The organism is Eubacterium sp. BIOML-A2 (assembly GCF_009680135.1).
In the GTDB taxonomy this organism is placed as follows: domain Bacteria; phylum Bacillota; class Clostridia; order Lachnospirales; family Lachnospiraceae; genus Faecalicatena; species Faecalicatena contortus_B.
Genome location: NZ_WKZK01000006.1, coordinates 1 through 14,120 on the forward strand (window position 1 = coordinate 1; position 14,120 = coordinate 14,120).

Genomic DNA, 14,120 nt, shown 5'->3' on the forward strand with positions numbered 1-14,120 from the left:
ACAATTCGACTTACCACCTGTTGAATCGACTTACCTATCTCCTGAAACAAAAGACTTACCTATCTCCTGACTGGTCACCGCGCACTTTATGCTCCCAGCCCCCCTCCCCTGCTTCCCGGCGGCATCCCCCACCACATTTCAGACAGGCTGGGCTTCTTCCGGTCAGAACTTCAAATTCTCCTTAAGGGGAATTTCGGCGGGAGCAGCGTATGGGACTGGCTGGGCTTGATGAGAGGTGCTCCGTTAGTTTTGAATATTGCATATTTTTCTTCTGAGCACACTTAACCGCATAGCCATTATAAATACGCCGCCCCCGCCAGCGCCTCCCCCGGAATATGGAATGTTTCTTCCGACTGGTTGAAGCCCAGCTGTGCGGAATCGTGACAGGACTCTTTTGGATGCGTCTTTTGTGGTGTTACAGCCGCTTCATCAAAATGAAAGCCAACATATGAATTAAAAGCAGGGCCGCCAGCCCTGCTTTTAAGCCGACTTATACGGGAATGCATCCTGCATTCCCGTGTTTGTCGGCGGTATTCATCATGTTGGCTTTCATTTTGATTAGCGGCTGTTACACCACAATTCCGCATCCAAAAGAGTCCTGTCACGATTCCGCACAGCGCCCCTTAGCCATCCCCCTAAACATTTCAATTTCCAACAGCTCTTTCATATTCAGGATTACTGCATCTGCGCCTGCATCCATGAATCTGATGGTTACTGCCTCTGCTTTTTCCTTTTTTTCTGCCTCCGGCAGTGCGTTGTATTCGGATTCTGTCAGGCCCATTTCTGAGCTGCCTTCTACTACTCCTATGGTATAGACGCCTGCATTTTTACCTTCTTTGATGTCTGATATGGTGTCTCCTACCTTGATGACATGATCAATGGATGTTACTTTGAGGGCTTCCATGTTTTTGAAGATCATATACGGGTAGGGGCGTCCTGCATTTCCGACGGAATTAGGGCTGAACCATGCGTCCGGCTCGTATCCTGCCTCTTTGGCTTTTGGCACGACAATCTTCATCATTTCGTCTGTATAGCCTGTGGTGGATCCTATTTTGATTCCCAGTTCACGCAGCCTGGCTGTAACTTCCAGTACGTATGGCTTGGGATCGGCAAATTCATCCAGTATTCCCAGTAATTTATCTTCAAAGGACGCATATAATTGGTCGATATCCGGCTCTGATGGGGATTTTCCATACTTCTTCTCCCATAATCCACGGATTCTTGGCATTTCCAGCATTGTTTTAATATGGTCTCTTTTCAGCATTCCCATCGGCTCTCTTACCTCATCCATTGTGGGCTCAATTCCTGCCTGTCTGAACACCTCCGCAAATGCTTTTACCGGTGCAAAACAGCCGTAATCTACCGTTGTTCCCGCCCAGTCAAATATAACCGCCTCTATATTTTTATTCATGGCTGCTCTCCCCCAGAAATTCCGTTATAATCTCCATCAGTTTCAAAATGTCGTCTCTGTATATCTCTCCGATATTACCGATACGGAATGTGTCTGCCTCCGTTACTTTTCCGGGATAAATTGCATATCCGCGTTCTTTGATGTATGTATACATTTCTGTAAAAGAAAACGTGTGGTTCTCAGGATAGTAGAAAGTTGTGATGATTGGCCCCTGATATTCCGCGTCTATATACGGATGGATTCCAAGCTCTGCCATCTTTTGAATCAGGAGTTTGTTATTCTCGGTATAACGTCTGCTTCTTGCCGGTATGCCCCCTTCTTCTTCCATTTCCTTCAGTGCCTGTGAAAACGCCAGAACCACATGTGTTGGGGAGGTAAAGCGCCACTTTCCGTCTTTGTTCATGGTCTCCCACTGGTCGTATAGATCCAGGGAAAGGCTTCTCGCTTTCCCTTTGCTTGCAATCAGTTTTTCTCTGTCTGCAATGACAAATGAGAATCCCGGCACTCCCTGAATGCATTTATTAGCACTGCTGATAATAAAGTCGATTCCCCACTCGCCTACAGGAATATCCACTCCGCCAAAACTGCTCATTGCATCCACAATCATCGTACGGTTCCTTGCTTTCACAGCCTTAGCGACTGCCTCAATATCATTGAGAATCCCGGAAGTTGTCTCGCTGTGGACCATGGATACGTGGGTAATGGATGGATCGTTGTCGAGAATTTCTGCAACCTTATGCGCATCCGGTACTTTATAGTAAACTTCGTTGTACACAACGTGGCAAATGCCGGCATGCTCTGCGATATCTACCATTCGTTCGCCGTAAGCGCCATTGGCAACAATTAACAGCTTATCGTCATTTGCAATCACACTGGACAAAACCGCTTCCACTCCAAAGGTTCCGCTTCCCTGCATCAGAACAACCGTATACTCGTCCTCAGAAACATGTGCCAGCTCCAGAAGCTTTTTCCGAATATCCTGTGTAATTGATTTATAATCATCATCCCAGGTGCAGTGATCGAACAGCATTTCTTGCTTTACACTGTCTGTAGTCGTCAGCGGACCCGGTGTCAGCAATTTGTAATTTTTCATTTTATAAATCTCCTCTCAATCTTTGTATCTTCGATCGGTAAGAGTTCAGACAAGGCTGTACTCTTATTTCAATCGGACTACGGAAATTATAGCAGTCTGTTTTTTAATTAACAATCAAATAGAATTCAAGATTTTGTAAGAAATTTGTAAAATCGTAATTGTAAAACAATTCTGAAAACGGTAGGCAAAGGGGTCAGACCCCTTTGCCTACCGTTTCTATTCTCTCCGTTTTCCAGTCAGTTCTTTTGCTGTTATTTTAATAACTGACACAATTGTCACAAGCCGCTCGGTAAATTCAAAATCTTTTCCAGTCTGGCATTTCATTAATACACTCAATGCCTCCATCTTCTCCTGGGGCTCCTCCACAAACTCGGCCACGCCTTTTCCCACCAGGCTGGCGTAGCGGAATCCATACTGGCACGGGACTCTTCCCTCTATCAGTTCATGGTCACAGTCCAGCTCAAATCCCACATTTGGATTTTTTCTTAACAGGTCCAGCTTTTTACCCTCCAGTGCTGCGTGGATATAAATTACCAGATTATTGTCTTCGTATGTATATCCAAAATTCATGGGCAGCATATAAATCCCATCTTCATCATACATGGCCAGATGTACGACCTTACATGTATCCAGTACATGAAGTATCTCTTCCCGGCTCTCAATTTCACGGTCTCTTCTTCTCATTCGTGGCATTATGATTCTCCCTTCTGTTCCAATATGTTTAATCATACCATAAATTGGCACTGTTCTGCATCCAAAAAAGAGTTCAATATCCATAAGGTGTTTGGAGGCAGCATAAATTACTTTTCGGTAAACTTGGTACATTTACAAAAGAAAGTGTATGCTTTGTTTTTGAAGAAGATGAAAGCCCTATCGCAGCAAACTATCAATTATTTTTAAACGGTTCTCCCTATAAAATTCCCTGAATGGCCCATCGTTCCCCATTTCTTGATCCAACATCTGAACTGCTTTATAAGAATTTATTGTACCGTTATCCATCATTCTCCTGAGCTTCTCTATATACCCCTGTGCATAACATATGTTGTCCATTTTTCCGGTTCGCTCCTTTCCCATCCTGCTGTGCATAACCTTCCCCTTTCTAATAGTAGTTCAATGCGTTTCTTTCTCATATTGCATAATCCGCTCTACTTTAGATGCTGATCTACTGTTTGGGTCATAGGCCACGCCCAAATACTCTTTCACCAGGCATTTTGCAAGCTCAATTCCTGTAACTTGAGCGCCCATTGTCATGATATTTGCATTATTGCTAAGCTGTGCCCTCTGGGCCTGATACACATTATTCACTAAGGCCGCATAGGCTCCTTTCACCTTATTTGCCGCGATGCTTACTCCAATCCCCGTACCGCATATCAAGATCCCTCTGTCTGCCTGTCCTGCTGCTACATCCTCTGCAACTTTGACTGCCGTATTTGCGTATATCGGATCATCACTTCCATAATCAACACACTCGTGTCCAAGCTCCTGTACATAAGGTATCAGTATTTTTTTATATTCAGCCGCATTAGGGTCACATCCAAACGCAATCTTCATCCCATTTCCTCCTTACCTGTTATAATTTATAAAACTGTTTATATAACGATCTGTTTCAAATTAAGCCATACTGTTCCAACGCGTATCTGATTCCTCCATCCAGTCTGGTTTTTGTTATAAACTCTGCCTCTTCCTTTAGCCTTTCCACACTGCTGCCCATCGCAACTCCATGTCCCACCTGACTGATAAGCTCAATGTCATTCATACTGTCACCGAATCCATATGTATCCTGAATTGAAATCCCTAATCGCTCTGCCAGCTGTTTTGCTGCTTTGCCCTTTGAATATCCATGCGGAACAAACTCAATGGTAATGCCTTCATGCACGATTGCTCTGAACCAGGGCTTCAATGCTTCTATAGCAGCTTTTTCCTGAAAACCATCTACTTTTTTTGCGCTGATTTTGTTCACTTCCATATTGCCGTAATTCCCAGTAATAGAACGGCGTTTTTTTCCCAACTTCTCTTCTATTAATTCCTGATAATAGTCTACTTGTACTGTATATTCGCCTTCGTCATAATACAGATACCGGGGTCCATCCAGAACCGGCACGAGCCGGTTCTTTCGCAGGACCTCCACTGCATAATCAGCAAGCTGCGGGGATATCACATGGTTCTCAAGTACATCACCCTGCCACTCTACATACGCCCCGCCGGCAGCGATAATTCCCTGTATACCAAAGTCCATGAACACATCATCATATATTCTGGATCGACTTCTGCCTGAGCAAAGACATACATAATTTCCAGTCTCCAAGATCTGGCATATAGCTTTTTTTGTATCTTCCAGAATCCCATTCTGAAAATCATAAATCGTACCGTCAATATCAAAATAGACTATTTTCTTACTCATATTTATATCTGATCCTTTTCTTTTTCAATTTTGCAGAACAATTTATGATGAATTATCATTGGAGCACTACACCAAACTGCATAAGATCTCATTGGACATAAAATAGGACTCTGTCACACCACATTCTCCTATTTGACGTGGACTCTTAACACTTTTCTTATAATCCGCATGGTAGTCCGAACCGCCCGATATCAGACGCAGCCGGTTACGATATGTTCCTCGTATTACTTTTTCTATCTCTTCCTTCGTCAAATTACCGCCATAACTCGTTTTGTCATAAGTGTAACAGCCTTCTATCCCGTCCAGCCCTGCGTCTATCAGTCTGTCGATATACGAAAAACGATCCATCATACCGCCCTTTATCATAACCGGCTCATTTACAAGAAATGGGTGTGCCATGACAGTATAACCGCCCATACGCTTTATTTCCTTAATTACGCAAACCGGATCCGGCTTTCCCCGTTGAATCTGATATCTTTTTGTATTCTTCACCATCAGCTTTGCCTTACTCCAGTCTTCTGCCGCCCCTTTTCTTGCAAGGAGTTCGAATATCATCTTTTTTTGAACAGAATTCTCAGATATCGGTGTACCGTTATTTTCCAGAACTTCCTCCCAAGTCACGTCAATGCCATCTTCTCTTAAACGTTCAACCAAAAGATGATAACTCTCTATTTTTGATGCAGTTACATCTTTTTGAAGCTTCTCAAAAAATGGCGCCTCCCAGTCACAGTGAAAACATATAATATGTACATCTTCCACTTCTGTCTCACAGGATATTTCAATCCCTCTTATCACTAATACTCCCTTTGACTCCGCATATTCGCAGATATCAATCTCTTTCCCATTCAAAGTGACTGTCTTTGGAGGCACAATGTCATGATCCGTAATTGCAATGCCCTTCACCCCACGATCAGCAGCATTGTCAACCAGTTCCACTGGGGTATCTGCCCCATCAGACCTGGTTGTATGACAATGCAGGTCATAAGCATACGCCGCCTTTTCCATCATTTCATATCCTTTCTAAATAATTCCATATGGTACATAACGACATCTTCTATCTTACAGTTTAGGTACTGGTCAAAGTCTATGGGATCCAGCTTCTCAGGATTGTTTTGAATATATTCCTTGCAGCCGTCAATATAAGCATGCTTAATTGCTGTAGAAACGTTAACTTTCGCGCCCCCATTCTTAATAAGCATACGAAACGTTTCCTCGCTAAGCCCGGTTCCGCCATGAATCACAACTGGTGTATCAATCTGTTCCTTCAGTACTTTTACAAGGTCAAAGTTAATCACGGGAGTTCCTTTATAAACGCCATGCGCCGTGCCTACAGCCGGTGCAAATGCATCTACGCCTGTTGCTTTCACATAGTAAAGAGATTCGTCCAGCGTTGCTCCCATGGCATTTTTCTCGTCCACCTTTAAGTCATCTTCAACACCGGCAATGCGTCCCAATTCTCCCTCAACATATATTTTTCGTGGTCTCGCGTAGGCAATCACCTTTTTCGTCATACGGACATTATCCCCCAGCGGAAAGTGTGAGCCATCGAACATGATAGAATCCCATCCTGCATCCATGCATGCCTTCGCCATCTCAACATTCTGACAGTGATCCAGATGTATAATCACATTGACAGAAGCATTCCAAGCCAGCTGACGAAGCATCGTCCCCAATTCCTGAGGCCCGAACTTCCTTACGGTCTGGGTTGAAGTCTGTAAAATGACCGGGGAATCCAGTTTCTGTGCTGCACGGATTACCGCACGCGCAGAAAGATAATTAAAAATATTAAAAGCACCGACTGCATAGCTATGTTCTTTTGCATTTTGTAATTCTTCTCTAAAAGATTTTGTCTTCATATCAAAACCTCCCTTTCACCAGTCATTTTCTGGTACTACTTCATACCATTGGCAGCATTCATGAATCTCCTCTGGTAAGAAACCACTTGATTAGCGCTTGTAAACTGGGCGAGATAGTTTGGTTCGGCTGTAAGTACCACCCTTCTTGCCATATCCCCATATTCATCTGAAGCCAGCAGCCTGTCGATATCCGGATAGTTTTTCTCGCCTTCCATACTACAGATAATGAGTCTGGTATCTTCCAGATTTGTCTGGCGCAGCAGCCTCAAATTATGCCGGATTCCATCCAGTCCGTCGCTTCCCTCTTTATTGTCAAAATTCCTGTATTTTAGTAAAAATTCCGCCTTTTCTTTTGCTGCAAGCAGGCTGTATCCTGTTTCTCCTGCTGCCAGATAATCCTTTTCCAGCATGTATGTACGCAGCATTTCCAGATACTTTTCGTCCTGGCTTACCTCATACAGACTGAGATACTTTTTCATATCTTCAGACTGCATAAATCTGTGCCGGATAAAGCTGTTTATAAAATAAGGTCTTGCCTGCAGGGCCAATGCTGTCTGATATGGCTCGAACATTAATGTGAAGTTCACGCGGTAGCCATGCTCTTTCAGCATCAAAGCCAGATTATGCCCTCTGAATGCATCTCCTGTCGATACATCGTTGTACCGTTTGGAAAATCTCTTGTCTCCGCTTAATAACTGCCCCACATTATCCTTATTCACCGGACCGGTATGCGGCACTTTAATAACTACCCTGTATTTGGAAAGCATTTCTTTAAACTTCGCTGCTTCCTCAAGTATCTCTGTATCACTCTTTCCAAATGGGTCATTTAATTCTACGCTGATATCCGCACCGGGTCCAAGTATCCTTCCGATTTCTTCCATAACTTCGTCACGTGTCTTGAACTGATTGCCAATATTAGCTTTTGGGTTATTGATAAATAGATCATAAATAATACCCGGATTGCAGGTCAGGTTCGAAAGCAGGTCCTTAATCGGAGCTACTTCGTACGGATTTGCACTGTCTGCCGAAAATAGCAGATTCGTAGGCCGCAGTGTATTATTTTTATCGTAAGAAATATCCCTGATTAAGTTAGCCCGAAGGACTTTTTCTGCATCCAAAGCAAATTCCAGACGAAATCCTGCCGGAAGTTCTCCCTTCGGTACCTGGAAATAATCAATCACTTCTTTAAAGTCTTTTGTAACCCCGATGTATTGAACATTTCCACCTAATTCTTTTGCTTCTTCCATACTGATTTCCTGATCTGCCACCCGTGCTGTATAGTCTTCCTCTCCTCTGACCGGTACTGCAAGGGCACCTATTGTTGTCTTAAACTTCATCCTTACTTCCTCCTGTCTCACTTCAGATTTTTTACTGCTTCTTCTACTGCTTCTTTTATCTTGTTATCTGTAAGTCCATATGCCTCCAGCAATTCCCGGTATGGTCCTGTATTCTTTGCCCCCGGTGCAATCCCGAGTTTTTTCAGTCTTGGTGAACGCTGTAGTTTTTCCGCCATGAGACTTGCAATGGCGTCACCCAGACCGCCTATTGTACTGTGTTCCTCTACCGTTACAACCAGCTTCGCCTCCCTGATCCGTGCCAGCAGTAAATCCTCGTCCAGAGGCTGTACGGTGGGCACATTGACCAGACCGCAGTCCATTCCCTGGTCACGCATTCTTAGCACCGCCTGTTTCGCTTCATTCGAAACAGTTCCCGTGGCAATGACCAGTATTGCCCCTGTAAAAATCTCCTCCGCTTTTCCCAGTTCAAACTTCCGTCCCTCTCTTGGCAGAACATCTTCCATTGCATGCCGCGGCATCCTGATATACACCGGTCCATCATACTCTACGGCCTTTTTTAAAGACATTTCAACCTCATAGCAGTCCCCCGGATTGACAACCACCATGTTGGGAACTGTCCGCATCAGGGCAATGTCTTCATTTGCCTGATGTGTGGAACCCGCCGGCGAATGAGAAAGCCCGCTTGAGGAACCTATCAGCTTAACATTCGTTCTGCAGTAGCCCACGTCATTTCTCACTTGTTCATACGCTCTCATGGAAATAAACGGAGCTATGGCTGATATGACCGGGATAAATCCATTCACTGCCAATCCGGCCGCAATATCCACTCCCGTCTGTTCACTGATCCCGACTTCAATATATCGGTCAGGGTATGTATTGTTAAAAGGCGTCATACCACTTCCGCTGGCACTGTCACAGCTTACAGATAAGACTCTGTCATTCTGACCGCCGATCTCTAACAATGCGTCTGCAAATGCTTTTCTTGGATCTCCCATTTTAAATCCCCCACCTTTCTGCCTGATATTTTTCTAACGCTGCGACTGCTTCATCTGCCTCTGCTTTCCCGGGATTCCAATGGTGATATTTTACTTTTCCCTCTGCAAAAGGCATTCCTTTACTTTTAATCGTGTTGCAGATTATCATAGTCGGCTTACCTGCCGTAAATGGAGCCTTTGACAGTGCTCCATAAACTGCCTTTACATCATGTCCGTCTACAACTGCTACATCCCATCCGAATGCACGGTACCTTTCTTCCAGGGGTGAGGTGTTACACACCTCCTTATTTGTCCCATTAATCTGCAGCCCGTTTCTGTCCAGAATACCGACAATATTATCCAGCCCTTTCGCAGTCGCATAGGATGCTGATTCCCACACCGATCCTTCTCCCTGTTCACCGTCTCCCATGACAACATAAACCTTATAATCCTTCTTTTTTAGGCGGGCCGCCATCGCCATACCACATGCAAGCGGCAGTCCATGCCCCAATGACCCGGTTGAAAAATCTATGCCTGGGAATTTAAACATATCAGGGTGGGCAGGCACATGTGAATTCAGTTTATTATACTCATTCAGGATCGATGCTGGTGCATATCCCGCCTCCACCAAAGTCCCATAGATTCCAAGACACTTGTGTCCCCCGCTTACCAGAAGCCTGTCTCTGTCTTCCCACTGTGGATTCTCCGGGTCATAATCCATCACGCCATTGTACAAAACCGCGAGAATATCCGCCACTGATAAAGAGGGACCGGCATGCCCTTCCCCATGATGGATGACGGTTTCTACTATATGCCATCTCACACGATGGGCAAACTTTTCTGTTTCTTCTGCTTGAAACTTTTTCTTCACAGCACTTTCCTCCTTTTATTTCTCCTGTATATCCTGTGCATTACTTGTATATACAGGTATAGTAACTCCAAATTTCAGTTTTGTCAATACATTTCAGCTAAGTTATAAGAATTATTTAAACCGAAAGGGCAGCCATGTCATATTGGCTGCCCTTTCAATTCACTTCTAATATCCCTGATATGTAGATATTTCAGGAAATACTTTTACTTTCAGTGCATCATATGCATCATTGAAAATCTTATACAACTCTTCATACTTCGCCACATTCTCTGGAATTGGCTCAAATCTATCTTTTATTTTCACCATATTATCAATAGCATCCTGCAGATTATCATACATTCCGCATCCGGTTGCCGCCAGCATTCCTGCTCCCAATGCTGTTGATTCTTCGCATTCAACTGTCTCAACGGGCATATTCAGCACGTCCGCCACAATCTGGCACCACAAAGAGCTTCTTGCAGCACCACCGCCAAGCCTGAGCACTTCAAACTTTGGCAAACCTGCCTGGGTAAGGTTCACGTACATGTCCTTGATGTCATAAGCAACACCTTCCATAACAGAACGGATAATCTCTGCCCTGCGGTGCGCAAATGTAAATCCGATGAAAGCGCCCCGGGCCGTCGGATCATAATGCGGGCAGTTCGCCCCTGCGTTCCAAGGGAGATAAACCAAACCTTTACAGCCAACTTCTGCCTCCCCTGCAATTGCCGTCATTATGTCATACACATCTACATTTCCCTGCTGTGCCACAGCAAACTCAGTCTGCATAATCGCATCGCGCAGCCAGCGGAAGCTGGACGCCGCCGCATTGGAATGAGCTTCGATCTCCCACTGCCCGTCCATTGGTGTTCCAAGCACCTGACAGGAAGCATTCGGATCTCTCGGCGGAACATGGGAATGTCCTACTAACAGGCCGCATGTCCCTAATACCAGGGAGGCCAGTCCCTCATGATTATTGCCCATACCGATAGCAGCACACTGGTGGTCACCACAACCTACTATAATCGGGATTCCAGGAACAAGTCCTGTCTTCTCTGCGACTATTTCTGTTGTATAACCTATTACTGTACCTGCGGGTGCATTTTGGGCATACTTATCGATATCTACTTCGAAAATATCTGCCAGCTTAGGCTCAAACTCAAATTTTGTCCCATCAATAATTCCCCACCAGCCTATATCTTCCCTGTCGTCAATAAACCCTTCAGCACCATATGCATTGGCCAGCAAGGCATGGATCGAATGGATAACATCCGCCTCTTCATAAAGCTGCGGTTCATGCTTCTTCACCCAGTATATTTTTGCTGACGGCCATGTTGTAGAGCAAAGAGGAAAACCTGAGATTTTATAAAAGTCCTCAGGAGTCATATCCTTTTTCTTCAGCTGCTCCTCCATCCACGGGAACATCTCCTGACATCTCAGATCCTGCCACATAATAATATCCCGAACAAAGGAACCGTCATTTTTTCTCAGCACAAAACTGGATCTCATAAATGTAAAGGAGATTCCACCGATTTCATTCGGATCAATACCAGACTCTTCCATGGCTTTTTTTGTAGAAAAGTAACATCCGTCAATAATCTTTTGTGCATCCAGTTCCACTTTACCAGGTTCTGGAAATACAAGCGGATTTTCATGATACGCCATTGCGCAGATGTCACCTGCCGCGTTAAAAATCAGAGTTCTGACTCCTGTAGTACCTGCATCTATTCCAATTACATATTTTTTATCTGTCATAATCTTATGGTCCTCCATATTCTATTAATTTGACTTCTCCAGTGTACCGCCACAACATGCCTTTTGTTTTTCTTCCGCTGTGTTATATTTTCTTTCCTGATATAGTCCGATCACCACACCGCCTACAATAATAATTGCAGGAATCGCAATATTCAGCGGATTTTGAGGCTGATCAATGCCCAGCTTCGGAAACAGGAAAAGTGGCAGTATGGAGCAGACTGCAATTGCCATAGACGGCGGATCCACAAATCCTTCTCCGAATACCATAAATGTCTTCGCCAGTAAATCCCCCGCATATACTGCAAGAATACCGAATGCAACACCCCAAATCACACTGCTTTCTCCTGTGCCGCCGCCCAGGTATGCCATCCTCGCAGCATATCCTGCCACCAGGCCAATATGATGATATACAGGTATTTTCAATCCGGAAGCATTCAGCAGAAAGCAGATAACAGCAATCGCCCATACCGGAAGGGTGGATGCATCAATGAGCGCTGTATTGCCTGTCTCAGCCGCTTTCGAACAAAACAGCTGTACAATATAGCCTGAAACACCTCCGACACAGCCTCCAATTAAAATCATCTCTCCGCCGCTGGCTGCTGTCTGATAAGGAAGCCAGACTTGCTTACAGAAAAGTGAATACCGCCTTGCCCCCTCCGGAACAATTCCGATTGCCGAACGCAAACCGTGATCGCCAAATATAATTCTGGCTAAAATTGAAATCAAGACTACTGTTAAAGCCACCGTATCTAACACACCCGGGATCACCTTAGAAATCCCTACATTGAGATACCAGCCAAGTACCGCAAACACCCCTCCGATTACAAGAGTATCATGATGATTCAGGGATATCAGCGGGGTAAAAATGTCTTTGCTTGATTCCAGATACCCTCTCTTTCTCGCATAGGCCGCAGCACAGCAGGCCGGTCCAAAGGAGACCTGAGGCCCTAAAAACATACCGAATGCAATCTCATTTACTAAGTTTATATCTGCTCCGCAGATATTCCCTACAATTCCTACAAGTGCGGCAACAGCCGTCATTACCACTGCCCCTACTGCTCCCAGGGCGCTTCCCAGCACACCTGAAGCAAACGCCGTTATAATTGTAATTACAATGCTCATTACTTCCTCCTTTTCCAATTTCTTTTTGCAGGTGTTGCACATTGTAATAAAATTTGCTAAAATATACTTCTAAAACGACTACCATTGTTTTAGGAAGGACTGAGTATATTTCATGCGCATTCATGATATATTCAGTCTTTTTTATTACACATGTGCCCATGTTCAATTATTATTCCTGTTCCCATTTCCGAACAGGTGTTAATGCTTCTTCCTCCTTCCATTTGTTTTGCAGTTATATCTTGTATATACATGATATCTCATCGTTCTATATATGTCAATTCCATTTCAAATTTTCTACATTTTCCTCTAATTTTCTTTTGCTTTTTTGTGTATTTTGTATAGTTGTATTTACTTTTTTTATTTCTTTAGGATTACAAATAAATAAAAACACTATCACTCCATACATTCTGATAGATATATAACGGAGTTTTATAGAATTAACATTGAATTTCCTTGCAATTTTTATAACCTTTGTATATACTTGTACTATATAGATAAAGGAGGAATAATCATGTCTACAGATACATCGAATTATTTAGACCGCAAAAGTTCTACCCCACTGTATATACAATTAAAAAATATTATACGGACAAAAATATCCTCAGAGGAATGGGCTCCGGATTCCCCGATTCCCTCCGAGAACGAACTCTGCAACATTTATGGCATCAGCCGGATGACTGCACGTTCGGTAATCACCCAGCTGGTTTCAGAAGGCCTGCTTTACCGGATTCCCGGCAAAGGCACCTATGTAAGTGAATCCAAACTGGAGATTACAGGCCTGTCCTATATGGGACTGCGGAGCCAATTAGAAGCCCAGGGAAAGAATGTTTCTACCTCACTTCTTTCTATTGAGAAGGTTCCCTGTGATGACTATGTTTCCAAAAAGCTCAGCATATCTCCCGGCGAAGAGATATTTAAGATTAAAAGGGTACGCTATGTAGACAGTACTCCCGTCTGTTACTATAAAACTTTTGTTCCTGCTGTATTATGTCCAGAATTAGAGAAGAAAGACCTGGAGAATGAACAGCTTTGTGCAATACTCAGTATGAATTATGCTCTAAACAGGGCCAAAGTAGTCGAAACACTGGAATCTTACATTGCTGATGTTCCGAAAGCGGAGATCCTTAACATTCCGCCGGGCTTTCCGCTTCTGCTCTTGCAGGACAAAATAGCAACCAGCTCCGATGTGATCTATGAGTATACGAGAGCATATTTCCGAGGCGATAAAATTAAGCTGAGGTTTGAGTATAATGAATAAAATAAAGAACAAGAACTTCTTACAGCTATATCAAAAACTGGCTACCATGTTATGGCTAAACTTTTAAGACTGAAAAAAAGGGGGATGTCACACTAATTATTC

14 protein-coding genes are annotated in these 14,120 nt (G+C 43.9%); 1 reads left to right on the plus strand and 13 read right to left on the minus strand.

The window, feature by feature from the left end; genetic code table 11:
* Positions 1-601 precede the first annotated feature (601 nt).
* From phnX to GKG43_RS03540, 13 genes are all read right to left on the minus strand, one after another.
* Complete coding sequence (gene phnX, locus GKG43_RS03480; protein ID WP_129878603.1) at positions 602-1,411, minus strand: phosphonoacetaldehyde hydrolase; 810 nt, start codon at positions 1,409-1,411, stop codon at positions 602-604.
* A complete protein-coding gene (locus GKG43_RS03485) occupies positions 1,404-2,504 on the minus strand; it encodes a 2-aminoethylphosphonate--pyruvate transaminase (protein ID WP_129878605.1) in 1,101 nt (366 codons plus the stop codon). Before GKG43_RS03485 ends, phnX begins: the two co-directional genes overlap by 8 nt.
* Positions 2,505-2,720: 216 nt before the next feature.
* Complete coding sequence (locus GKG43_RS03490) at positions 2,721-3,197, minus strand: pyridoxamine 5'-phosphate oxidase family protein (protein ID WP_129878607.1); 477 nt, start codon at positions 3,195-3,197, stop codon at positions 2,721-2,723.
* A gap of 177 nt (positions 3,198-3,374) precedes the next feature.
* Positions 3,375-3,590 carry a hypothetical protein gene (locus GKG43_RS03495; RefSeq protein WP_129878609.1) on the minus strand — a complete coding sequence of 72 codons (216 nt, stop codon included), beginning with the start codon at positions 3,588-3,590 and terminating at the stop codon, positions 3,375-3,377.
* Positions 3,591-3,614: 24 nt separating this feature from the next.
* On the minus strand, positions 3,615-4,055 hold the full coding sequence (locus GKG43_RS03500) for an RpiB/LacA/LacB family sugar-phosphate isomerase (protein WP_129878611.1): 441 nt from the start codon (positions 4,053-4,055) through the stop codon (positions 3,615-3,617).
* 55 nt (positions 4,056-4,110) lie between these two features.
* A complete protein-coding gene (locus GKG43_RS03505; protein WP_129878613.1) occupies positions 4,111-4,905 on the minus strand; it encodes an HAD family hydrolase in 795 nt (264 codons plus the stop codon).
* A gap of 66 nt (positions 4,906-4,971) precedes the next feature.
* Positions 4,972-5,913, minus strand: coding sequence for a PHP domain-containing protein (locus tag GKG43_RS03510; RefSeq protein WP_243125813.1), 942 nt, complete (start codon positions 5,911-5,913; stop codon positions 4,972-4,974).
* Positions 5,910-6,761 carry a class II fructose-bisphosphate aldolase gene (locus GKG43_RS03515; RefSeq protein WP_129878615.1) on the minus strand — a complete coding sequence of 284 codons (852 nt, stop codon included), beginning with the start codon at positions 6,759-6,761 and terminating at the stop codon, positions 5,910-5,912. The genes GKG43_RS03510 and GKG43_RS03515 overlap by 4 nt, the downstream gene beginning before the upstream one ends.
* Positions 6,762-6,796: 35 nt before the next feature.
* Entirely contained in the window at positions 6,797-8,098 is a 1,302-nt protein-coding gene (locus GKG43_RS03520) for a transaldolase family protein (RefSeq protein WP_129878617.1), read from the minus strand.
* Positions 8,099-8,115: 17 nt separating this feature from the next.
* On the minus strand, positions 8,116-9,054 hold the full coding sequence (locus tag GKG43_RS03525) for a transketolase C-terminal domain-containing protein (protein ID WP_129878619.1): 939 nt from the start codon (positions 9,052-9,054) through the stop codon (positions 8,116-8,118).
* 1 nt (position 9,055) lies between these two features.
* Positions 9,056-9,904 (minus strand): transketolase, encoded by an 849-nt coding sequence (locus tag GKG43_RS03530; protein WP_129878621.1) that lies wholly within the window; start codon positions 9,902-9,904, stop codon positions 9,056-9,058.
* Between the two features lie 165 nt (positions 9,905-10,069).
* Positions 10,070-11,638 carry an FGGY family carbohydrate kinase gene (locus tag GKG43_RS03535; RefSeq protein ID WP_173020067.1) on the minus strand — a complete coding sequence of 523 codons (1,569 nt, stop codon included), beginning with the start codon at positions 11,636-11,638 and terminating at the stop codon, positions 10,070-10,072.
* 24 nt (positions 11,639-11,662) lie between these two features.
* On the minus strand, positions 11,663-12,760 hold the full coding sequence (locus GKG43_RS03540) for an acetyl-CoA acyltransferase (RefSeq protein WP_129878625.1): 1,098 nt from the start codon (positions 12,758-12,760) through the stop codon (positions 11,663-11,665).
* 511 nt (positions 12,761-13,271) lie between these two features.
* Between GKG43_RS03540 and GKG43_RS03545 the strand changes: the two genes are divergently transcribed.
* Positions 13,272-14,018, plus strand: coding sequence for a GntR family transcriptional regulator (locus GKG43_RS03545; protein ID WP_129878627.1), 747 nt, complete (start codon positions 13,272-13,274; stop codon positions 14,016-14,018).
* The last annotated feature ends 102 nt before the right edge of the window (positions 14,019-14,120 follow it).